We start from the raw sequence: 22,029 nt of genomic DNA on the forward strand, positions 1-22,029 counted from the left end.
GCGCGGCCCCGGCCGAGTCGGCCTCGGCGAAGGCGGCGGTGGCCGCGTCCACCAGCAGGTCGGCGGCGTCGAGCCGGGCGCGCAGGCCCCCGTAGGCGGCGAGCACGTGCGGGTCCTCGACCGCCCGGTCGACCCCGGCGGCGGGCCAGGCCCGCGAGTGGGTGCGGGTGTAGTCGGCCGCGGTCCGCAGCGCGCCGCGGCCCACGGCGGCCAGCACCCGGCTCAGCACGAGCTGGAAGCCCAGCGCGGGCAGCGAGTCGCGCGGCGCGGTGGGGGCGTCGTGCGCGGGTTGGGCGCCGAGGACGTCGCGGGCGGGCACGGCGACCCCGCGGAAGTCGACCCCGCCGCTGGCCGACATCCGCTGCCCGAGGTTGTCCCAGTCGCCCAGGTAGCGCAGGCCCGGGGCACCCGCGTCGACGACGAAGGTGATCTTGCCCCCGGTGGGCGGGTGCACCCCGCTGACCACCAGCCGGTCGGCGACGCTGGCCCCGGTGGCGAAGAACTTCCGCCCGTCGACGGTGAACCCGCCGCCGGGGGCGTCGGTGAGCACCAGGGCGTCGTCGCGCGGGTTGGCCACCCCCGCCCAGAACCACCCGTGCTCGACCGTCGCCCGCACCAGCTCGGCGGCCCGCTCGGGGACGTCGAACAGCCACAGCCGCCACAGGTGCAGGTAGTGGTAGCCGAGCAGGTGCCCCACGGAGGCGTCGGCGGCGGCGACCTCGGCCAGGACCGCGTGCGCGGTGGCCCAGTCCTGCCCGTGCCCACCCAGCCCGGCGGGGGCGGTGAGCGCCAGCAGCCCGCTCTCGCGCAGCAGGGCGATCTCCGGCAGCGGCTCGGCCCCCTTGCCCTCCCGCTCCACCGCGTCCTCGGCCAACCGGTCGGCGACACCGCGCGCGACCCCCACCCAGTGCTGCCCGCTCATGCCCCACCCCTCCCGGTCCCGGCGCCGCAGTATCGCAACGCCCGCCGCCACCCGGAACCCGCCGCCGGCATGTGGGACGGACACCACCACCCCCGACGCCGAGGCCACCAACCGCCTGCCCGGCCACCCGCCACCCCACCGGCGCAGCAACAACCAGCCACCCAAGACCCCACCGGCGCAGCAACGCCCAGCCGCCCAAGACCCCACCGGCGCAGCGACACCCGGCCGCCCAAGACCCCACCGGCGCAGCGACACCCGGCCGCCCCGAAAACCGCCTGCCCGGCTGCCCGACTGCCCGGGTGGGTGGATGTGTTTGGGTGGGGGTGGCGATCATGTGCAAGCCTGCTGGGGCTGTGGGGCATCCCTTCAGCCCCACTCGGTCACACTGGGCACATGATCGCCATAGGGGCCCCGCCCAAACACATCCACCCAGCCGGGCACCACCACCAAACGACCGGGCTGTGCGGCATGGCCATGCACATCCACCCAGCCGGGCACCACCACCAAACCCGGGCTTGAAAGCACGGCAAGCGCATCCACTTAGCCGGGCACCACAACGAAGAGCCGGTGCCACGACAGCGGTCAACCCCCGAGGCGAGAAGGTCGCCCGGACGGCCGAACTTCGGGGGCGAACCGGTTCTCCCGGCGCCCGAACGGAGTACCCGGTGCGGCCGGGGCTGATCATCGCCACTAAATTGTGCCGACATGGCGGGTGTTGAGGAGATCCGGGCCGCGATCGTGCAGGCCACCGACAAGGCTCAATCCGGCATCGCCGCGATCACCCAGGCCTCGATGCAGCTCGACGAGGCCCAGAGCGCGCTGCTGACCGCGACCCGGGGCAGCACCCGGGCGGAGGCGTCGCAGGCCCAGGCGTTGCTCGCGGAGGCGTTGCAGGCCCTGCGGGGCGTGCAGACGACCATCCGGTCGAGCATCGCCTCGGCGGAGGAGTACGCGGAGCGGCTGTGAGCGCCCGGCACCCGGCCGGGACCCCGCGCGCGGTCCCGGCGGCGGCCGGACCCGTTGCGCGGGGGACAATCGACGACTACCGGACGAGGCTGTAGGACATGGCCAGGGGCGAGCGCAGGCGACGGGTCGACGAAGCGCTGACGGCGTTGCGGACCGTGCTCGGGCACGCGCTGGGCGCCGCCGAGGGCGCGCGGGTGCGCGCGGAGACCCGGCGCAGGCAACTGGAGTTCGAGAAGGAGATCCGCCTGCTCGGGCTGGCCGCCGCGGCCACCGACGCCGACCTGGCCCGGCGGATGGCCGAGGACGACGCGCTGCGCGCGGTGTGGGACGGCATCACCGCCCGCCGCGACGCGGGCTACGAGCGCTGGCACCGCGAGGGCCTGGCCCAGGTGCACCGGCTGGTGCTCGACGAGGCGCCGGGGGCCGCGGGCGAGCCGTGGCAGACCTGGCTCGGCCCGGCGGGCACCGACCTCGGCGCGCACGCGCCGCGGCTGTGGCGGATCGGGTCGGCCCTGGTGGAGCACTCGGCGCCGGAGGACGCCTTCCCGCTGGCGGTGCCGCTGCTCGACGTCGGGCACCTGCGGGTCAACACCACCACCGGCAGCAGGCCCGCCGCCGACTCGCTGGTCGAGACCCTGGTGATGCGGCTGGTCAGCGCCTTCGCCCCGGGCCTGGTGCGGCTGCACCTGTGGGACGTGGGGCACCTGACCGGGCCGCTGCCGTCGCTGCACCCGCTGACCGCGGCGGGTGTGATGGTGGTGCACGACCCGACCCGGCTCGACGACCTGCTGGCGCAGCTCGCCGGGCACATCCGCCGGGTGCACGCGCAGTCGCTGCGGGTGCACCAGTCGCCGCGGGCGGCCAGCGCCGCGGCGGGCAGGCGGGTGGAGCCGTGGCGGGTGGCGGTGCTGTTCGGCAACGGCGACCGGCTGCCCGACGAGCAGTACCAGGAGCTGAACCGCATCGCCCGCACCGGCCCGGAGGCCGGGGTGCACCTGGTGCTGGTGGACATGCCGATCACGGCGAACTCCCCGGTGGAGACGGTCACCTTCACCGATGCCGAGCGGGCCACGTGCAGCATGACCGGCCCCGGCGTGGTCGTCCGGGCCGACCCGGCGCCGCCGCCCGCGCAGGTGAACCACGCCGCCACCACCATCGCCGCGGACGTGCTGGTGCGCCGCGGACGCCCGCGCGAGTTCGCCGACCTGCTCCCGGACACCCTGGCCACCGGCAGCTCGGTGGAGGAGCTGCGCACCCCGATCGGCTTCCACGAGGGCGAACCGGTCGAGGTGGTGCTCGGCGACGCCACCCCGCACGCCCTGGTCGCGGGCCCCAGCGGCTCGGGCAAGACGAACCTGCTCTACGCCGTGCTCGGCGGGCTGGCCGCGCGCTACCCACCGTCGGAGCTGGAGCTGTACCTGCTGGACTTCAAGGAGGGCGTGTCCTTCGCGGGCCTGACCCCCGGCCGCAAGGACCCGTCCTGGCTGCCGCAGGCGCGACTGGTCGGGGTGAACGTCAACACCGACCGCGAGTTCGGGTTGGCGCTGCTGCGGTTCCTGGCCGGGGAGCTGGCCAGGCGGGCGGCGGCGGCCAAGCGCCAGGAGGTCACCAAGCTCGCCGAGCTGCGCGAGGCCGACCCGGACGGGCACTGGCCGCGGATCGTCGCGGTCATCGACGAGTTCCAGGCGCTGTTCGGCGGTCGCGACCAGATCACCCAGCAGGCCGCGGCGCTGCTGGAGGACGTGGCCCGCCGCGGCCGCTCGCAGGGCATCCACCTGGTGCTGGCCAGCCAGGACATCGCCGGGATCGAGGCGTTCTGGGGCAAACCGGCGGTCTACGACCAGTGCACGCTGCGCATCGCCATGCCCAAGGCCAAGCGGGTGCTGGCGCAGGAGAACAACGCCGCGCTGGCGCTGCCGCGCTGGCACGCGGTGATCAACCACGAGTCGGGGGTGGCGCACGGCAACGAGGTCGCCCACATCCCCGACGCGTCGAGCCGGGGCACCTTCGACGAGTTGCAGCGCACCCTGTGGGCGCGGATGACCTCGCCGCAGCCGCGCCTGTTCGACGGCGCGCACCAGCCGGAACTGGTGCACGCGGCCGACTTCACCGGACCGCGCGGACCGGTGCTGGGCCAGATCATCGAGGTGGACGACAAGGCGGCGGTGTTCCGGCTGGAACCGGTGCCCGGCCGCAACCTCGCGGTGATCGGCACCGCCACCGCCGACGCCCTGTCGGTGCTGGAGAGCGCCGCGCTGTCGCTGGGTGAACTGCACTCCGCAGGCGAGTGCGTGTTCCACCTGTGGTGCCCGGTGCAGTCGCTGGAGCCCAGGGTGACCGCCACGGCGGAGCGGCTGCACGTGAAGAAGGGGCACGAGGTGTCGGTGCGCATCGGCGACGGCGTCTCCGAGATCACCGCGGACATCGCCCGGCTCGCCGACGAGACCCACCCGCCGCGGCAGTACGTGTTCTTCTACGCCGTCGACGCCGTCGCGCACCTGCTGGAGGCCAAGGAGACCCCGCTGGCCAAGAGCGGGTTCGACAAGCTGCGCGAACTGCTCAAGAACGGCCCCGCCCGGCACGTGCACACCTTCGGCTGGTGGCGCGGCATGGGCCGGTTCAAGGAGACCCTGGGCTTCGCGGGCATGGACGACATCGGCGGCTGGGTGGCGCTCGACGTGCAGGGCGCGGAGCTCAACACCCTGGCCGCCGGGCAGGTCGTCGACTGGTCGCCGCGACCGCACCGGGCGGTGTTCTTCGACCGCACCACGCACAGCCGCCCCGACGTGCTGATCCCGTTCGACACCACCAGCGCCCTGGAGCTGCCATGACGGCCCCCGACCCGGTGAGCCGCTACAAGGCCCTGCTCGGGCTGGCCCACCAGGCCGAGCAGGAGTTCCGCGAGCAGGAGTCCGTCCGCGCGGCGAAGCTCGGCGGCGAGCTGTTCGAGGCCGGGCGCGCGGTGGAGGCCGCCACCAAGCACGAGGCGGAGGTCGTCGGGGAGGTCACCGCCTGGTGGTCGGACGTGACCGCGAAGCTGCTCAGGGTCAGCTGGGCGCACCCCGGCCCGCGCCCCAAACCGGACCCGGCGGGCCACCCCGAACTGCTGGAGGACTACCTCGCCGAGGTGGTCCCGAAGACCGAGGCCCTGTTCGCCGCGCTGCGCCGGGCGGTCTGGCCGCGCAAGCTCTGACCCCGGCGGGCAGCGCCCTCAGGAACGGTCTGAGAGGGTGGGCGCGTGACTGATGTGGACTGGGAGGCCCGGCTCGCGGGCACGTGGGCGGAGCTGGACACCCGAGGCGAGGCCGAGTTCCGGGCCCTCATCACGGACCTGACCGAGGAACTGCCCGCCGACGACCCGCGCTCGCCGTTCGAACGGGCCGCGGCGCTGGACTCCACCGGGCACTCCGACCTGGCGGTGCCGCTCTACCGGGACGCGCTGGCGTCGGGGCTGGCCGGGGAGCGGCGTCGGCGGGCGCTGATCCAGCTCGCGAGTTCGCTGCGCAACACCGGTGACCCGGCGGCGGGGGTGGCGCTGCTGGAACCCGAACTGTCGGCGCCGTCCGACCACCTGGACGGTGCGGTGCGGGCGTTCCTGGCGTTGTGCCTGACCGACGTGGGGCGGGAGCGGGAGGCGGTGGCGCTGGCGTTGGGCGCGCTGGCTCCGCTGCTGCCGCGCTACCAGCGCTCGCTGGCGAACTACGCGCGGGCGCTGGTCTAGCTCGCGGCTTGGTGGTGCCTGTGTATCAAAGCCCGGGATTTTTCGGGGCCTGCCCGGGTGGGTGGATCTGCTCGGGCGGGGCCCCTACGCCGATCATGCGCCCAGTGTGACCGAGTGGGGCTGAAGAGATGCCCCACAGCCCAGGCAGGCTTGCACATGATCGCCACCCCCACCCAAGCACATCCACCCACCCGGGCATTTCGTAGCCGGGCCGCCGGTTGGTGGGGTGGTCGCCGGCTGCGCACGGTGGGGTTGCGGGTGGCGGGCCGCCATGCCGGCGGGTGGCGGGGTGGTCCGGGTCCGGTCTTCTGTGGATTCGGACCGGTCCGGTGTGGAGCCGATCCGGTGGGTTCGACGGTCCCGCCCCGGGAGCGCTCGGGGTGTTCCCGGGGCGGTGCCGCCGTCCGGCCGGGGGCATCGGCCGGACCAGTGCCGCCGCCGAAGTCGGACACCCCACTGCTACCAGGCGAAACGGTCCACGGCCAGCCCGTGGGCGGGTGGGCGTCGGGGATAACCCGGTTCAGGTGACAACCGCCCGGCGCGGGCTCGGCCGGTCGGATCGGGCGGTGGGTGCGACGATCGGGGTATGCAGACACGCAGCATCGGATCCGCCACCGTCAGCGCCATCGGACTGGGGGGCATGCCCCTGTCGGTTTCCGGGAGGCCCGACCGCGACCGGGCCGTGGCCACCATCCGGGCCGCCGTGGAGGCCGGGGTCACCCTGATCGACACCGCTGACGCCTACTCCCTGGACGACAGCGACTTCGGGCACAACGAGGAGTTGATCGCCGAGGTCCTGCGCGACACCCGGGAGGAGGTGCTGGTTTCCACGAAGGGCGGGCACACCCGGGTCCCGGGAGGCGGCTGGGAGCTGGACGGGCGGCCCGAGTACCTCAAGTCCGCCTGCGAGGCCTCGCTGCGCAGGCTCGGGGTGGAGGCGATCGACCTGTACCACTTCCACCGGCCGGACCCGAAGGTGCCGACCGCCGAGTCGGTGGGTGCGCTGGCCGACCTGCTCGACGCCGGGAAGATCCGGATGGCCGCGGTGTCCAACTTCGACCCGGACCAGATCCGGGAGGCGCACGAGGTGCTCGGCGGGCGGCTCTCGGCGGTGCAGAACCAGTACTCGCCCGTGTTCCGCAGCAGTGAACCGGAGCTGGAGCTGTGCGCGGAGCTGGGGGTGGCGTTCCTGCCGTGGAGCCCGCTGGGCGGCATCGGCAAGGCGGGTGACCTCGGTGGCGGGGCGGAGCCGTTCGCGGCGGTGGCGCGGGCGCACGGGGTGAGCCCGCAGCAGGTGGCGCTGGCCTGGATGCTGGCGAAGGCGCCGGTCGTGGTGCCGATCCCCGGTTCGTCGCGGCCGGAGAGCATCCGCGACTCCGCCGCCGCCGCCGAGCTGACCCTCACCGGGGCGGAGCTGGCCGACCTGGGGTAGACCGGCTCCCCCGCGCTGTGGCGCCCGGGGCTGTCGTGCCGGGTGCGGTGGGGTGTGCCAGCCTCGGATCATGACCACCCGCACCCGGCTCTACCGCGACGGCAAGCCCGTCGAGGAGGACTTCGCGCTGTGCGACCTGGCCGACCTCCTGGCGGAGCCGGGTCCGGTGGCCTGGGTCGACCTGTGCGACCCGGACGACGGGGACCTGGCGCGGCTCGGGGACATGCTCGGGCTGCACCAGCTCGCCCTGGAGGACGTGCGGGAGAGCAGGCAGCGACCCAAGGTCGACCACTACAAGAGCCACCTGTTCCTCACCGTCTACAGCACGCGCGTCGGTGGGGACGGCGAGCTGACCACGGCCGAGCTGGGGTTGTTCGTCACCGGGCGGACGCTGGTCACCGTGCACGACGGGTTCGACATGGACGCCGTGCTGAGCCGCTGGGACGCCTCCGACCTGGCCGAGGACCGGGTCGGGGTGCTGCTGCACGGCGTCCTCGACGCCGTGGTGGACGGGCACCTGGAGTCCGCGCTGGCGCTGGAGGAGGACCTGGAGGAGCTGGAGGACGCGGTCTTCGAGGAGCGGGTGGGCGATCGCGAGCTGCAGCGCGACACCGTGCGGCTGCGGCGCAGCCTCAGCGGGCTGCGGCGGGTGGTGCAGCCGATGCGCGAGGTGATGGTGGCCCTGTCCCGGGACCGGACGCTGGTGGACGACGACCTGCGGCCCTACTTCGCCGACATCCGCGACCACGTCTCGCACGCGGCGGAGATGACCGACTCGCTGCGCGACCAGTTGACGACCGTGCGGGAGACGCAGCTCAACATCCAGAGCAACCGGCTGAACCTGATCATGAAGAAGGTCACCGGGTGGGCGGCGGTCATCGCCATCCCCACCGCCATCACCGGGTTCTACGGGCAGAACGTGCCGTACCCGGGGGCCGAGCAGCCGTGGGGGTTCTGGGTGTCGAGCATCGCCATCGTGGTGCTCTCCGGTGGCCTCTACCTCATGTTCAAGCGCCGGGACTGGCTCTGAGACTCGGGTATCCGGCTGACCCGGGGCGGGGTTTCTGGTAGACCGGGGGCCGAACGGGGGAAGGGGAGTCCGTGGCTGAGTTCAGGCGGGTGGAGGTCGACCGGGGGGAAGCGCCCGCGGTGTACCTGGTGGTGGGGATACCGGGCAGCGGCAAGACCTCGGTGGCCCGGGAGCTGGCCGGGCGGTTCCCGCTGGCCGCGCACATCGAGGTCGACGCCTTGCAGGACATGGTGGTCTCGGGTGGGCGGTGGCCGGGTCCGGAACCGGAGGACGAGGCCGACCGGCAGCTCTTCCTGCGCGCCCGCAACGCGTGCCTGCTCGCCCGCAGCTTCCACGCCGCCGGGGTGGTGCCGGTGATCGACGACGTCGTGGTGCGGTCGGCGCACCTGGGGTTCTACCGGGAGCACCTGGCCGGGTTGCCGGTGCACCTGGTCGTGCTGGCTCCCAGCCCGCGGGTCGCGGCCGCGCGGATCGCCGCGCGGGACAAGCAGCTCGCCCACGACTGGGGCTTCCTGGACGCGGTGATGCGGGCCGAGATCGCCGAGCAGGGCCGCTGGATCGACACCTCGGAGCTGGGCCTGGACCAGACCGTGGCACTGGCGCTGGCCGACCACGCCATGTCCATCTAGGACGGGTCCGCCGCCCGGCGCGGCTATCGCGAACACGGGCTTTCGAAACGCGGCCTAGCCTGCTCGGTGACCCGGTGGTGGGAAGGTGGTGGACACGGTGTCGGACCCGGCGCGGCGCCCGCTCCCGCCCGAACCCACCACCTACGTCGGCCGGGGCGCGGAGACCGACGCCGCGGTGCGGCTGCTGACCCGCTCCCCGCTGGTCACGCTGACCGGACCCGGGGGCGTCGGCAAGACCCGGCTGGCGCTGCGGGTGGCCGACCGGGCGCGCGTCGCCTTCCCCGACGGGGTGGTGTTCGTCGGCCTGGCCGAGCTGCGCGAGCCGGAACTGCTGGTCAACACCGTCGCCGACCACCTGGGGCTGGGCAGCCGCTCGGCGAAGCCGCCGATCGAGCTGCTGGTGGAGCAGGTGGCCGGGAGCAGGTTGCTGCTGGTCCTGGACAACTGCGAGCACCTGGTGCAGGCGTGCGCGGAGGTGGTGCACGCCCTGCTGCGCTCCTGCCCGGAGCTGGCCGTGCTGGCCACCAGCAGGCAGTCGCTGGGCGTGGTCGGGGAACGGGTGCTGCCGGTGGGGCCGCTGCCGGTCGACGGGGACGCGGTGGCTCTGTTCACCGACCGGGCGACGGCGGTGGTGCCGTCGTTCACCGTCGACGGGGGCAACCGGGACGACGTGGTGCGGCTGTGCCGGGCGCTGGAGGGGCTGCCGCTGGCGATCGAGCTGGCGGCGGTGCGGCTGCGGTCGCTGTCGGTGCGCCAGCTCGCCGACCGGCTCGACGGGCGGATGACGCTGCTCAGCGACAACCGGGGGCGGCTGCCGGACCGGCACGGCACGATCGCCGCGCTGATCGGCTGGAGCCACGAGCTGTGCACCGACCGGGAGCGGCTGCTGTGGGCGCGGGCGTCGGTGTTCGCGGGCACCTTCGACCTCGACGCCGCCGAACTGGTGTGCGCAGGCCCGGGCCTGGCCGCCGACGACGTGCTGGACGTGGTCGACAGCCTGGTCGACAAGTCGGTGCTGCTGCGCGAGGAGCACCTGGGCACGGTCCGCTACCGGATGCTGGAGATGCTGCGCCACCACGGCGAGGAGCGCGCCCGCGCCGCAGGCGAGCACGACCGCCTGCGCCGCGCGCACCGCGACTGGTGCCGGGGGCTGACCGCCCGGTTCGCCGAGGACTGGTTCGGGCCGAGGCAGCCGGAGTGGGTCGAGCGGTTCCGGCTGGAGCAGCCGAACCTGCGCGCCGCCCTGGACTTCTGCCGCACCGATCCCGCGGAGGCGGTGGTGGGGTTGGGGATGGTGCACGCGGTCAAGGAGCTGTGGGTCGCCCACGGCCTCAACACCGAGGGCCGGATCTGGCTGGACAGGCTGTCGGCGGTGGCCCCGCGGGACGCCCCGGTGCGCGGCAGCGCGTCCTGGATGTACGCCTTCCTCGCCCTGGTGCAGAACGACATCCCGGCCTACGAACGCGCCCTCGCCGACGCCGCCCGCTCCACCGACGAGACCACCCTGGCCTACGTCGACCACGTCCACGGCTACCAGGCACTGATCGACGCGGACTTCCCCACCGCCACAGCCCTGTTCGCCGCCGCCGCCAAGTCCTTCACCACCCTGGGCGACGAGGGCGGCCGGGTCTGGGCCACCCTCAACCACGGCTTCGCCCTGATGCTCGACGGCCACCTCGACGAGGGCCGCCGGGTCCTGCGCGACAGCGAGGCGGTCTGCGCGGCCCACCAGGAGGTCTTCTGGCGCTCCTGGGCCCTCTGGTCCCGGGGCGCGGGCGAATACGTCCGCGGCGACGTCACCACCGCCGCCGACCTGATCCGCGAACTCCTGCGCCTGCAGGCCCACCTCACCGACCGGGTGCTGACGGCGTTCTCGCTGACCGTGCTCGCGGGCTGCGCCACCCACCTGCCCGACCCGCACCGAGCCGCCCGCCTGATGGGCGCGGCGGGCGCGGTCTGGCGCTCGGTGGGCGCCTCCCCCGCCCGGTACCCGTCCTTCACCGGCCCGATCGAGCGCGACACGAACCTCGTCATCGCCGCCATCGGCCCCGAGACCGCGGTGGCCGAGTTCGCCGCGGGCGCGGCACTGCCCACCCGGGAAGCGGTGGCCTACGCCCTGGACGAGCACAAAAGCACCACGCCACCCGCGGCGGTGCTGACCCCTCGGGAAACCGAGATCGCCGCCTTGGTCGCGGAAGGGCTGACCAACCGCCAGATCGCCGAACGCCTGGTCATCGCGGTCCGCACCGCCGACACCCACGTCGAACACATCCTGACCAAACTGGACTTCAACACCCGCGCCCAGATCGCCGCCTGGTTCGTCCGCTCGGGCCACCCCGAAACCCACAGACCCAAGGATCCACCGCCCCGATAGCTGCCGCCCCGGCATCGCCCACCCGAATCGTCGGCCCGGCCACGAACCACCCGGATCCCACAGGGCGCAGCAACAATCGACCACCCCAACAACCGCTGGCCCAACTACCAGCCGCCCAAAACCTCACCGGCGCAGCGATAACCAGCCACCCTCGAAACCGCAGGCCCGGCTACGCCCCTGCCCGGCACCCCGGCGAAAATCGCGGGTTTGAAAGGCGGAAAGCACTAGGTGGCGTCGCGGATCTCGGCGTAGCGGTTGCGGACGTGGGGGGTGGAGTCCGCCTCGTACAGCGATGTCCGTGCGCTCTCCCAGCGCGGCGGTTCCGCTTCGCCGGTGAGGGTCCAGGCGGCTTGGCGGGCAGCGCCTTCCGCGGCGTACTCGGCCGGTTCGGGGACCAAGACCGGGCGGCCGAAGATGCCGGGGGCGATCGCGCGCAGGGCGGCGGAGCGGGCGCCGCCGCCGACCAGGACGACGCGGTCGGCGCGGACGCCCGCGGTGGTGAGGGCGTCGAGGCCGTCGGCGAGGCCGCAGAGGACGCCTTCGACGGCGGCTCGGGCCAGGTGGGCGGGGGTGCTGGTGGCGAGGGTGAGGCCGTGGACGCTGCCGGTGGCGTCCGGGCGGTTGGGGGTGCGTTCGCCTTCCAGGTACGGGAGGAACACGACGCCGTCGGCGCCGGGTGGGGCGGACAGGGCCAACTCGCTGAGCCGGTCCAGGTCGACCGAGAGGATTTCGCGGGTGGCGGTGAGGACGCGGGCGGCGTTGAGGGTGCAGACGAGGGGGAGGTGGCGGCCGGTGGCGTCGGCGAAGCCCGCGATGGTGCCGGTCTCGTCGGCGGTGGGGGTGTCGCTGACGGCGAAGACCGTGCCGGAGGTGCCGATGGAGACCACCACGTCGCCCGGTTCGGCGCCGACGCCGAGGGCGACGGCGGCGTTGTCGCCGGTGCCGGGACCGAGGCGGACCGGGCCCGCGGCGCCGACCTGTTCGGCCGGTCCGGCGACCCGGGGCAGGTGGGCGCCGTGGCCGAGGGCGCGGGTCAGGTGCTCGGGCAGGTAGGTGCCGGTGCGGGTGGCGTAGTAGCCGGTGCCGCTGGCGTCGCCGCGGTCGGTGGTGAGGGTGTCCAGGTCGCCGCCCGCGAGGCGCCAGGTCAGCCAGTCGTGCGGGAGGGCGACCGCGGCGACCCTGGCGGCGTTGTCGGGTTCGTGCTCGGCGAGCCAGCGCAGCTTGGTGACGGTGAACGACGCCGTGGGCACGGTGCCGACGGCGTCCGCCCACGCCTTCGGGCCGCCCAGTTCGGCGATCAGGTCGACCGCGGCCTGGGCCGAGCGGGTGTCGTTCCACAGCAGCGCGTCGCGGATGACCGCGCCGGTGTCGTCGAGGGCGACCATGCCGTGCTGCTGCCCGCCGACCGACAGGGCGGCCACGTCGGCCAGGCCGCCCGCCCGCTCGATCGCCAGGGACAGCGCCGACCACCAGTGCCGGGGGTCCACTTCGGACCCGTCGGGGTGGGCGGCGCTGCCCGAGCGGACCGCGGTGCCGTCCTCGGCGTCGCAGACGACGACCTTGCAGGACTGGGTGGAGGAGTCGACGCCCGCGACCAGGGTCCTCATCCCCGGGCGCCCATGAGGTGCTCCATCGCCAACTGGGCCAGGGCGACGAACCCGTAGCCGCGCTCGCCCGCCTCGTCGGCGTCGAAGTCCTCGAAGGCGGACCGGTCGGCGAGCAGGTCGGCGGTGGTCTCACCGGCGGCCAGGGTCGGCCGGGTCAGTTCGTCCACCCCGGACACCGCCAGCGCCGCGCGCACCTCCGGGTCGGCCCGGAACGCCGCCGCCCGCTCCTTGAGCAGCAGGTACATCCGCATGTTCGCCGCCGCCGACGCCCACACCCCGGTCATGTCCTCGGTGCGGGTCGGCTTGTAGTCGAAGTGCCGCGGCCCGGTGTACCCGGCGGACTCCAGCAGGTCGACGAGGAAAAACGCGGAGACCAGGTCGCCGTGGCCGAAGACCATGTCCTGGTCGTAGCGCGGGCCCTTCTGGCCGTTGAGGTCGAGGTGGAACAGCTTGCCCGCCCACAGCGCCTGCGCCGCGCCGTGCACGAAGTCCAGCCCCGCCATCTGCTCGTGCCCGACCTCGGGGTTCACCCCGACGATGTCGCCGTGCTCCAGTTCGGCGATGAACGCCAGGGCGTGCCCGATGGTGGGCAGCAGGATGTCGCCGCGCGGTTCGTTCGGCTTGGGCTCCAGGGCCAGCCGCAGGTCGTAGCCCTGGTCCTTGACGTAGCCTGCAACGGTGTCGATGCCCTCCCGGTAGCGGTCGAGGGCGACCCGGAAGTCCTTGGCGGCGTCGGTCTCGGAGCCCTCGCGGCCACCCCAGAGCACGAAGGTCCGCGCGCCCAGCTCGGCGGCCAGGTCGGCGTTGCGCAGCGCCTTGCGCAGCGCGAAGCGGCGGACCGAGCGGTCGTTGCTGGTGAACGCGCCGTCCTTGAACACCGGGTGGGTGAACAGGTTCGTGGTCACCATCGGCGCGACCAGGCCGGTCTCGTCGAGCGCGGCCCGGAAGCGGGCGATGTGCGCGTCGCGGGCGGCGGTGTCCGAGCCGAACGGGATGAGGTCGTCGTCGTGGAAGGTGATGCCCCACGCGCCGAGTTCGGCCAGCCGGTGCACGGCCTCGACCGGGTCGAGCTCGGGCCGGGTCGCCGACCCGAACGGGTCGGCCGCCCGCCAGCCGACCGTCCAGAGGCCGAAGCTGAACTTGTCGTCCGGGCTGGGTGTTGGCATCGTCGCCTCCGGTGGCAGTATTCGTTCAGTCGCCGAACTTAAATCGGGGTTCGGCATCCGTCAAGCGCGGGAGGTCCCGGGTGCGCCCAGCAGGTCAGCTCGACGTGCGCAGGCACAACAGCGCCCTGCTGCTCGCCGCCGTCACCGCCAACCCCGGCTGCTCCCGCGCGGGCCTGGCCGCGACGACCGGCTTGGCCAAGGCCACGGTGTCCAGCCTGGTCGACCACCTGGTCGCGGGTGGGCTGGTCGCCGAGACGGGTCCGGTCGAGCGGACCGGCCGCGGTCGCACCGGCACCGGGCTGGCCCTGTCGGCCACCGGCCCGCACGGGGTCGGGGTGGCGGTCGGCGTCGACCACGTGACGGCCTGCCTGGTCGACCCGCTCGGCGGTGTCCGCGCCCGCCGGGTCCGCTCCGGCGACAACCGCGGCCGGGCCCCGGAGGACGTGCTGGCGGCCGTCACCCGGGTCGTCCGGTCCCTGGCCGAGCAGGGCGTGCCCGTGGGCGGGGTGGGCGTCGCGGTGCCCGGCCTGGTCCGCGACGGCGTGCTGCTCTCCGCGCCGAACCTGGACTGGTCCGAAGTGGACATAGCGCTGGACGTCGGCGTTCCGGTCACGGTCGTCAACGAGGCCAACGCGGCGGCCCTGGCCGAACTGCGCCCCGGCGGCCCCCGCGACTACGTCCTGGTCTCCGGCGAGGTCGGCGTCGGCGCGGGCATCGTCCGCGACGGCGCCCTGCTGACCGGGGTGCACGGCTTCGCGGGCGAACTGGGCCACCTCTGCGTCGACCCCAGCGGCCCCCGCTGCGGCTGCGGGGCCCGCGGCTGCCTGGAGACCTACGCGGGCACGGCGGCGCTGCCCACCCGCCAGGCGGCGGCGGACGGGGACCCGGAAGCGTTGTCGGCGCTGGAAAGCGCGGGAACCCGCCTGGGGCAGGCCCTGTCCGGGGTGGTCAACCTGCTCGACATCCCGACGATCGTGCTCGGCGGCGACCACGCCCGCCTCGCCCCCTGGCTGCTCGGCCCGCTGCGCGCGGAGCTGGCCCGCCGGGTCATCGGCGCGCGCTGGTCCCCGCCCGAGGTGGTCGCGTCCACCCTCGGCCGGGAAGCGGCGGCCCTGGGCGTGGCCAGGGCCGCTGTCGACCACATCCGCGCGGACCCCGATTCCTACCTCCGGGGCCTCGGTCAGGCGCTGTAACCCCTGGGCGGGACGGGGGTGGCGAGCTGGTCGAAGCTCAGCCGGTACCGCCGGAGTCTGCCGGGTCGGTGATCGGGCATCTCCTCGGTCTCGCAATGCCGGAACGGGGCCGGTCCACCTCGCCGAACTCGAGGCGTCCCGCAGCAGGCGGCCGGGACAGGTCCCGAGCGTTCCCCGTTAGCGTCGGAGCAGGACGAGGAGGCGGCGATGTCATACGCACGGCGGGAACGGCTGGCGCGGTGGGCGAGTGGTGGACTCTTCCAGTGGCGCGCAGTCTGGGCCGTCGGGCAGTTGGCGCGCGAACTGACCCGCCCGCACCCCGCCCCGGTCGCGGCCTCACTGGTGCACATCGCCGCCGGTGCGCCGGGCCCCGCCGCCGAGCGGGCGCTGCGGGTGCTGAGCGAGACGACGGATGAGCTGTTCGCCGAGGTCGCCTACCAGTGCCTGCTGCAGACCGATGTGGACAAGCGGGTGTGGACGTCGGTCGCGGCGCCGGTGCTGTTCACCCGGGCGACCGGCACGCGGCACAGGCCGCGGGTCCGACTCGTCCACCTCCTCGACCAGGACCCCACCGGGCAGCAGCGTGTGGTCGACGCGCTCATGGGGTGCGTCTCCTCCGACTCGCCGCGCCGCGCGAGCCTGATCCGTTTCCTCTCGGTGACCGACCAGCCAGTGGTCCTCGACGCGCTCGCGGCGGCGTGGCGCAGAAGCCATCTGCCCTCCGACCTCGTCACCGAGGTGGTCATGGCCAACCAGCACGTCACGCCCCGCGACGCGGGCGACACCCTCCTGGCCGTCGCGAAGGACCGGCTCGACCTGCTCGACCACGACCGCGCGGGCACGGCCGACACCCTGCTGAAGGGGCTGCGCCTGCCGGGCCTGGCCGACAAGTACCGCCGCGCCCTGCGCACGCTGCGGCCGGGTGCGGCGCGCGAGCGGGTGTGCGAACACGCCCGGTGGCTGTACAACGAGGGCGACGAGGCCCGCGCCGCGGCCATCGACGCGGGCTACCTGCCCGAGGGCGGACGCGACCGGGTCCTGTTCCTGTACCTCACCGAACAGTGGGAACTCTACGACGCGGCCGACCCCGGGGGCGATGTGCTGTACGACGTCTGGGTCGCCAACCGGCCTGGCCTGTCGCACCAGATCAGTGACATCGCCCGGCGCACCGGCCGGCCCGACCCGAGGACCCGGTGGGAAACAGCCCACCCGCTCTCCGAGCGGCCTGCCACGCCCTCCACGCCCCGGATCGGCGGCGTCAGCGGTGCCTGGGGCGTCGGCGGTGGCGGGTTCGGCGGGTTCCACGCCTGAGACGGACCCGACTGCCGTTGGAGCACTAGTCCTGGTCGGCGCGGGGCGCGGGGAGGTTGCGCGCGTCGCGGGCGCGGCGGCGGAACTCCTCGACCAGGTTGTCGTTCGCGTCGTGGTCGTTGGCGTCCGCGTTGGCGAGGAAGTACTCCAGCAGCGCGCGGGCGGCGTCTTGTCGATCCAGGATCACCGGGTCCTGGGTCGATTCGACGACCCCCTCGGTGTGCTCGCGGTCGAACATGTGCTCCCCCGTCCGTGTACCGGTCCAGCATCCCGAGTGGACGCCACGGAGGGGTCACGAAAGGGTGAACAAGACGGCTGTATTCAGTTACTTCCGGTTCACGTACCCCACCATGCAGCAGTGCGGCCACCCTAATGGGCTAGCAAGAGCAGCGCTAGTCGATACTTACTGTTGCGAATTCTCTTCAAGTTCCGACGTGCAGCGCGATCGCGTCCCCGGCGCCCACCGTCGCAGTGAACGAACCGTCGGATGCGATGGTGTAGCGCGTGGCGCAGCCCGCACCCGGTTCTGCATGTTGCACGTCGCAATAGGATCCCGCGGGCAGCGAGGTCTGGAACACCCGGGTCAGCGGGGCGCCCTCCCGGTTGATCACCACGTAGCCCTTCGAGCCGCGGCCGAAGGCGATCGCGTCGGCGCCGTTGGACCACCACCGCACCACCGGCTGCCCGGCGACCGCGTTGCGGAACCCGACCATGTTCGCGATCTGCCGCCACAGGTGCTGGCACCGCCACCCGTCGGCGAAGCAGGCGTTCACCGCGCCCCCGTTGGGCGGCCCGTCGTCGGTGGAGGCGAAGCTGTAGCCCGAGTACACGTTCGGCGACCCGTACGGCCACGCCAGCATGAACACGTTGGCCAGCGTGTAGGTCGACCCGTACCGCTCGTTCAGCGTCGACCCGTTGCGCTCGGTGTCCCAGTTGTCCACGAACGACCGGGCCTTGGCCGAGGGCACGAACCCCCACGCCTCGCCGAACTGGCTCAGGTCCGCCAGTTTCCCGCCGCTGAACACCGACTTGAGGCTCGTGGCGTAGCGGAACTCGTCGACGTCGCCGATCGACAGGTACTCCGAAGGCTGCACCGCTTCGCCCGCGCCGTGGATGACTTCCTGCACCCAGTACTTCGACGGGTCGGTGAGCCGGGACTTGATCGCCGCGACGTCGGCGGCGGCCATGTGCTTCGCCGCGTCCACGCGGAAACCGTCGACACCGAGCGATGACAGGTCGTTGAGGTACGCGGCGATGGCGCCGCGCACGTAGTCGTTCCCGGTGTCCAAATCGGACAGGTTGACCAGTTCGCAGTTCTGCACGTCGTAGCGGTCGCCGTAGTTGGTGATCGGCCGGCGGCAGGAGTGGAAGTCCTGGTTCTGGTAGTAGCCCGGGTAGTTGTACTTGCTGTAGGGCGTGCCGCCGGTGCCGGTGCCCGAACCCGCCGACATGTGGTTGACGACCGCGTCCGCGACGACGCGCACGCCTGCCGCGTGGCAGGTGTCGACCATGTTCTTGAAGGCGGCCCGGTCGCCGAGCCGCCCGGCGATGCGGTAGCTGACCGGCTGGTAGGAGGTCCACCACTGCGGGCCCTGGATGTGCTCGGTGGCGGGTGAGACCTCCACGTACCCGTACCCCTCCGGGCCGAGGACGGTGCGGCACTCGCGCGCCACGGAGTCGTAGCGCCACTCGAACAGGGTGGCGGTGACGTCCTTGGCTCCCGGTGGCGCCGCCCCGGCCGGGGCAGCCGGGGCGACGACGCCGACGGTGAGGACGGCCAAGGCGGCGAGCAGCGGGCGCAGGGTCGAGACCACGGTGTCTCCTCGTCGGTCGGCTTCGCACGAGCGGCGGGACGCGACTGGAACTTCCTGAAATCCAGCATCGGGACGGTGGGCGCGGGCGTCAAGCCCCCGAGCGGTGCTGCCGGTTCCCAGAGTCGGGGTGTGTCGTGAACCACCCGGGTGCGGGGAGCTGCGGGGGCTTGCCACAAAGTTGCTGAATCGGGTTGCAAGCCCTTTCGAGTCCTCGTTCCCCGCTGCTAGCGTCGATCCCGGACCTGAGCAACCGGGAGGGGTGCCATGGCTGGGGACTGGTGGCGGGACGCGGTCATCTACCAGGTGTACGTGCGCAGCTTCGCCGACGACAACGGGGACGGCATCGGCGACCTGCCGGGCATCCGGTCGCGGCTGCCGTACCTGGCGGGCCTGGGCGTCGACGCGCTGTGGATCACCCCGTTCTACACCTCGCCGATGGCCGACGGCGGCTACGACGTCGCCGACTACCGCGACGTCGACCCGACCCTGGGCACCCTGGACGACGCGCGCGAGCTGGTGCGGGCCGCCCACGGGCAGGGCCTCAAGGTCATCGTCGACATCGTCCCCAACCACACCTCGTCGCGGCACGAGTGGTTCCGGCAGGCCCTGGAGAGCCCGCCGGGCTCCCCCGAGCGCGACCGCTACCTCTTCCGCGAGGGCACCGGCGACGCGCCGCCCAACGACTGGGAGTCGGTCTTCGGCGGCGGGGCGTGGACCCGCCTGCCCGACGGCCAGTGGTACCTGCACCTGTTCGACCCCACCCAGCCGGACCTGAACTGGGCCAACCCGCAGGTGCGCGACGAGTTCCACGACGTGCTGCGGTTCTGGCTCGACCTGGGCGTCGACGGGTTCCGCATCGACGTGGCGCACGGCATGGTCAAGCAGGAGGGGTTCCCCGACGTCGGCGCCCAGGAGCAGCACAAGCTGCTGGAGACCCGCCCGCTGCCGTACTTCGACCAGGACGGCGTGCACGAGGTCTACCGCGAGTGGCGCAAGGTCCTCGACACCTACGAGCCGCCGCGGATCGGGGTCGCCGAGGCGTGGACGGCCACCGCCGAGCGCCTGGCCCGCTACCTGCGCCCGGACGAGCTGCACCAGGCGTTCAACTTCCACTACCTCACGACCGACTGGGACCCGCTGGCCCTGCGCGAGGTCGTCGACCACTCGCTGACCGCCATCCCGGCCGTGGGCGCCCCCGCCACCTGGGTGCTGTCCAACCACGACGTGCACCGGCACGCCACCCGCTACGGCGGCGGCCCGGCGGGGGTCCGCCGGGCCCGCGCGGCGATCCTGCTCATGCTGGCGCTGCCCGGTTCGGTCTACCTCTACCAGGGCGAGGAACTGGGCCTGGAGGAAGTGCTGGACCTGCCGGAAGAGGTGTTGCAGGACCCCGTGTGGGAGCGCTCAGGGCACACCGACCGGGGCCGCGACGGCTGCCGGGTGCCGATCCCGTGGACCCGGGGCGGCAGCGCGCTCGGCTTCGGCGCGGACGGCTCGACCCCGTGGCTGCCGCAGCCGCGGGCGTGGTCCGAGCTGTCGGTCGAGGCGCAGACCGGCGCGGAGGGCTCCACCCTGGAGCTGTACCGCAGCGCCCTGCACACCCGCCGCGACCACCCCGCCCTCGGCGCGGGCGACGCGGTGGACTGGCAGGACAGCGAACCGCAGGTCCTGTGGTTCTCCCGCACGGCGGCGGGCCGCACCCTGCACTGCGCGGTCAACTTCGGCCCCGAACCGGCCCGGCTGCCCACCGGGACCGTACTGCTGGCCTCGGACGAGTACGAAGTGGACGGTTCGGACACCCTGCTGCCGACCGACACCTCGGTGTGGTGGAAAGCCTGACGTGCCCACACCCCCCGCGTCCGGGTCCACCGCGCGGCTGAGCGACATCGCCGCGCAGGCCGGGGTCAGCGAGGCCACGGTCAGCCGGGTGCTCAACGGCAAGGCGGGCGTGTCCACCACGACCCGCCAGACGGTGCTGGCCGCCCTCGACACCCTCGGCTACGAACGGCCCGCCCGCCTCCAGGCCCGCAGCGCGGGCCTCATCGGCCTGATCACCCCGGAACTGAGCAACCCCATCTTCCCCGCGTTCGCCCAGGTGATCGAACAGGTCCTGACCCGGGACGGCTACACCCCGGTCCTGTGCACGCAGAGCCCCGGCGGCTCCACCGAGGACGAACTGACCAACACCCTGGTCGACCGGGGCGTCAACGGCATCATCTACGTCTCCGGCCTGCACGCGGACTCCACCGCCGACATGGACCGCTACGTCAAGCTGGCGGGCCGGGGCGTCCCCTTCGTGATGATCAACGGCTACACCGAACGCGTCTCAGCCCCCTTCGTCTCCACCGACGACCGCTCGGCCATGCGCCTGGCGGTGCAGCACCTGGTCGAACTGGGCCACGAACGCATCGGCCTGGCAGTGGGCCCCCGCCGCTACGTCCCGGTGGTCCGCAAGATCGAGGGCTTCGTCCAACACATGCGCACCGCCCTCCCCCTCTCGGCGGAGCAGGCGGAGGGCTTCATCCAACACTCCCTCTTCACCGTCGAGGGCGGCCAGGCAGCGGCCAACGCCCTCATCGACCGCGACTGCACAGCGATCATCTGCGGCAGCGACCTGATGGCCTTCGGCGCCATCCGAGCCGCCCGCCAACGCGGCCTCGCCGTCCCCAGGGACATCTCGGTGGTCGGCTTCGACGACTCCCCCCTGATCGTCTTCGCCGACCCCCCGCTGACCACCCTCCGCCAACCGGTCGACGCGATGGGCCAGGCAGCGGTGAACGCCCTGCTGGAGGAGGTCACCGGCAACCCGGCCCCGCACGCGGAGTACGTGTTCATGCCGGAACTGGTCGTACGCGGCTCCACCGCCGCCCGCCACCCTGGCTGACAGCCACCAGACGGAGCCACCGACCACCCCACCAAGGCGCAGCGAAAGCCAGCCACCCCCGCAACCGCCGGCCCGGTGACCAAATGCCCGGGTGGGTGGATGTGCTTGGGTGGGGGAAGCAATCATGTGCAAGCCTGCCCGGGCAGTGGGGCATCCCTTCAGCCCCACTCGGTCACACTGGGCACATGATCGCTGTAGGGGCCCCGCCCAAGCAGATCCACCCACCCGGGCACCACCACCAAACGACCGGGCTTGCAAACCAACGGCACGGCTGAGCAAATCAGCCCGGGCACCACCAAACGACCGGCGTTCTCGAACACAGCCACGAGCGCGAAAAGCACCGGACGCCCCGCGGGCCCTGAGTCCGCGGGGCGTCCGGCACCCCACATCAAACCAGGCGAGCGCCACTCCGAGGGTCGAACAGGTGCAACTCGCCCGCATCCCGGACAGTCACCGTCACCGTCTGCCCCAGCGCGGGCGGCGTGCGCCCGTCGACCCGCATCACCAGCCGATCGCCCGCCTCCCCCGCGATCGACCCGTGCACCAGCGCGTCCGCCCCCAACTCCTCGACCAGCTCGACCACCAGCTCGAACCCACCATCGCTGCCCGACGGAACCAGCCCCAACGATTCCGGCCGAACACCCAGCGTGACCTCCGACAGGCCGGCGTCCCCGATCGCCTTGATCGTCTCCCGGGGCAGGGGAACCGCCAACCCACCCAGCAGAACCGCGTCCCTTTCCACCCGAGCGGTGTGCAGGTTCATCGCCGGTGATCCGATGAACCCGGCGACGAACGCGTTCGCAGGCCGGTCATACAACGCGCGCGGCGTGTCGCACTGCTGCAACAACCCATCCTTGAGCACCGCCACCCGATGCCCCATCGTCATCGCCTCAACCTGATCATGCGTCACATAGATCGTCGTGGTCCCCAACCGCCGCTGCAACGCCGCAATGTTCGCCCGCGTCTCCACCCGCAACTTC

18 protein-coding genes are annotated in these 22,029 nt (G+C 73.1%); 12 read left to right on the forward strand and 6 right to left on the reverse strand.

Going from position 1 to position 22,029, the window contains the following annotated elements; translation table 11 throughout:
* The coding region (locus tag L6E12_RS28365) for an acyl-CoA dehydrogenase family protein (protein WP_236230986.1) at positions 1 to 922 on the reverse strand (922 nt) is incomplete at its 3' end.
* A 705-nt stretch (positions 923 to 1,627) separates the two neighbouring features.
* Between L6E12_RS28365 and L6E12_RS28370 the strand changes: the two genes are divergently transcribed.
* The 8 genes from L6E12_RS28370 to L6E12_RS28405 all read left to right on the forward strand — a co-directional run bounded on the left by L6E12_RS28370 (position 1,628) and on the right by L6E12_RS28405 (position 11,074).
* Positions 1,628 to 1,888, forward strand: coding sequence for a hypothetical protein (locus L6E12_RS28370; protein ID WP_236230987.1), 261 nt, complete (start codon positions 1,628 to 1,630; stop codon positions 1,886 to 1,888).
* Positions 1,889 to 1,986: 98 nt separating this feature from the next.
* Positions 1,987 to 4,719: an FtsK/SpoIIIE domain-containing protein gene (locus L6E12_RS28375; protein ID WP_236230988.1), complete on the forward strand. Its 2,733-nt coding sequence runs from the start codon at positions 1,987 to 1,989 to the stop codon at positions 4,717 to 4,719.
* A complete protein-coding gene (locus tag L6E12_RS28380; protein WP_236230989.1) occupies positions 4,716 to 5,081 on the forward strand; it encodes a hypothetical protein in 366 nt (121 codons plus the stop codon). The genes L6E12_RS28375 and L6E12_RS28380 overlap by 4 nt, the downstream gene beginning before the upstream one ends.
* Positions 5,082 to 5,126: 45 nt before the next feature.
* Positions 5,127 to 5,609, forward strand: a complete 483-nt coding sequence (locus L6E12_RS28385; protein ID WP_236230990.1) for a tetratricopeptide repeat protein — start codon at positions 5,127 to 5,129, stop codon at positions 5,607 to 5,609.
* Positions 5,610 to 6,195: 586 nt separating this feature from the next.
* Complete coding sequence (locus L6E12_RS28390; RefSeq protein WP_236230991.1) at positions 6,196 to 7,041, forward strand: aldo/keto reductase; 846 nt, start codon at positions 6,196 to 6,198, stop codon at positions 7,039 to 7,041.
* Between the two features lie 70 nt (positions 7,042 to 7,111).
* Complete coding sequence (locus L6E12_RS28395) at positions 7,112 to 8,071, forward strand: magnesium transporter CorA family protein (protein WP_236230992.1); 960 nt, start codon at positions 7,112 to 7,114, stop codon at positions 8,069 to 8,071.
* A gap of 71 nt (positions 8,072 to 8,142) precedes the next feature.
* Entirely contained in the window at positions 8,143 to 8,700 is a 558-nt protein-coding gene (locus L6E12_RS28400; RefSeq protein WP_236230993.1) for an AAA family ATPase, read from the forward strand.
* Between the two features lie 88 nt (positions 8,701 to 8,788).
* Positions 8,789 to 11,074 carry a LuxR C-terminal-related transcriptional regulator gene (locus L6E12_RS28405; protein WP_236230994.1) on the forward strand — a complete coding sequence of 762 codons (2,286 nt, stop codon included), beginning with the start codon at positions 8,789 to 8,791 and terminating at the stop codon, positions 11,072 to 11,074.
* Positions 11,075 to 11,298: 224 nt separating this feature from the next.
* Here the strand turns inward: L6E12_RS28405 and xylB are convergent, their stop codons facing one another.
* Positions 11,299 to 12,681: a xylulokinase gene (xylB, locus tag L6E12_RS28410; RefSeq protein ID WP_236230995.1), complete on the reverse strand. Its 1,383-nt coding sequence runs from the start codon at positions 12,679 to 12,681 to the stop codon at positions 11,299 to 11,301.
* A complete protein-coding gene (gene xylA / locus L6E12_RS28415) occupies positions 12,678 to 13,847 on the reverse strand; it encodes a xylose isomerase (RefSeq protein ID WP_236230996.1) in 1,170 nt (389 codons plus the stop codon). The genes xylB and xylA overlap by 4 nt, the downstream gene beginning before the upstream one ends.
* Positions 13,848 to 13,927: 80 nt before the next feature.
* Between xylA and L6E12_RS28420 the strand changes: the two genes are divergently transcribed.
* Both L6E12_RS28420 and L6E12_RS28425 read left to right on the forward strand, forming a co-directional pair.
* The gene (locus L6E12_RS28420; RefSeq protein WP_236230997.1) at positions 13,928 to 15,040 is read left to right on the forward strand and encodes an ROK family transcriptional regulator; all 1,113 of its coding nucleotides are present in this window, start codon (positions 13,928 to 13,930) and stop codon (positions 15,038 to 15,040) included.
* A gap of 207 nt (positions 15,041 to 15,247) precedes the next feature.
* Positions 15,248 to 16,351: a hypothetical protein gene (locus L6E12_RS28425; RefSeq protein ID WP_236230998.1), complete on the forward strand. Its 1,104-nt coding sequence runs from the start codon at positions 15,248 to 15,250 to the stop codon at positions 16,349 to 16,351.
* Between the two features lie 25 nt (positions 16,352 to 16,376).
* Here L6E12_RS28425 and L6E12_RS28430 read toward each other — a convergent pair whose 3' ends face one another.
* A complete protein-coding gene (locus L6E12_RS28430) occupies positions 16,377 to 16,589 on the reverse strand; it encodes a hypothetical protein (RefSeq protein WP_236230999.1) in 213 nt (70 codons plus the stop codon).
* 184 nt (positions 16,590 to 16,773) lie between these two features.
* Positions 16,774 to 18,165, reverse strand: coding sequence for an alpha-amylase family protein (locus L6E12_RS28435; RefSeq protein ID WP_236231000.1), 1,392 nt, complete (start codon positions 18,163 to 18,165; stop codon positions 16,774 to 16,776).
* Between the two features lie 264 nt (positions 18,166 to 18,429).
* Here L6E12_RS28435 and L6E12_RS28440 point away from each other — a divergent pair, with 264 nt between their 5' ends.
* Together L6E12_RS28440 and L6E12_RS28445 are read left to right on the forward strand one after the other, a co-directional pair.
* A complete protein-coding gene (locus L6E12_RS28440; protein WP_236231001.1) occupies positions 18,430 to 20,004 on the forward strand; it encodes a glycoside hydrolase family 13 protein in 1,575 nt (524 codons plus the stop codon).
* Between the two features lies 1 nt (position 20,005).
* Positions 20,006 to 21,049: a LacI family DNA-binding transcriptional regulator gene (locus L6E12_RS28445; RefSeq protein WP_236231002.1), complete on the forward strand. Its 1,044-nt coding sequence runs from the start codon at positions 20,006 to 20,008 to the stop codon at positions 21,047 to 21,049.
* A gap of 388 nt (positions 21,050 to 21,437) precedes the next feature.
* Here L6E12_RS28445 and L6E12_RS28450 read toward each other — a convergent pair.
* On the reverse strand, positions 21,438 to 22,029 hold a 592-nt coding region (locus L6E12_RS28450), incomplete at its 5' end, for an ABC transporter ATP-binding protein (protein ID WP_236231003.1).

The sequence above is a fragment of the Actinokineospora sp. PR83 genome, assembly GCF_021056305.1.
In the GTDB taxonomy this organism is placed as follows: Bacteria; Actinomycetota; Actinomycetes; order Mycobacteriales; family Pseudonocardiaceae; genus Actinokineospora; species Actinokineospora spheciospongiae.

What these genes read in the sequence shown, in the direction of transcription:
- L6E12_RS28370 (WP_236230987.1), top strand. Translation starts at nt 1,628, where the DNA reads ATGGCGGGTGTTGAGGAGATCCGGGCCGCGATCGTGCAGGCCACCGAC.
- L6E12_RS28375 (WP_236230988.1), top strand. Translation starts at nt 1,987, where the DNA reads ATGGCCAGGGGCGAGCGCAGGCGACGGGTCGACGAAGCGCTGACGGCG.
- L6E12_RS28380 (WP_236230989.1), top strand. Translation starts at nt 4,716, where the DNA reads ATGACGGCCCCCGACCCGGTGAGCCGCTACAAGGCCCTGCTCGGGCTG.
- L6E12_RS28390 (WP_236230991.1), top strand. Translation starts at nt 6,196, where the DNA reads ATGCAGACACGCAGCATCGGATCCGCCACCGTCAGCGCCATCGGACTG.
- L6E12_RS28395 (WP_236230992.1), top strand. Translation starts at nt 7,112, where the DNA reads ATGACCACCCGCACCCGGCTCTACCGCGACGGCAAGCCCGTCGAGGAG.
- xylB (WP_236230995.1), bottom strand. Translation starts at nt 12,681, where the DNA reads ATGAGGACCCTGGTCGCGGGCGTCGACTCCTCCACCCAGTCCTGCAAG.
- xylA (WP_236230996.1), bottom strand. Translation starts at nt 13,847, where the DNA reads ATGCCAACACCCAGCCCGGACGACAAGTTCAGCTTCGGCCTCTGGACG.
- L6E12_RS28425 (WP_236230998.1), top strand. Translation starts at nt 15,248, where the DNA reads ATGTCATACGCACGGCGGGAACGGCTGGCGCGGTGGGCGAGTGGTGGA.
- L6E12_RS28430 (WP_236230999.1), bottom strand. Translation starts at nt 16,589, where the DNA reads ATGTTCGACCGCGAGCACACCGAGGGGGTCGTCGAATCGACCCAGGAC.
- L6E12_RS28440 (WP_236231001.1), top strand. Translation starts at nt 18,430, where the DNA reads ATGGCTGGGGACTGGTGGCGGGACGCGGTCATCTACCAGGTGTACGTG.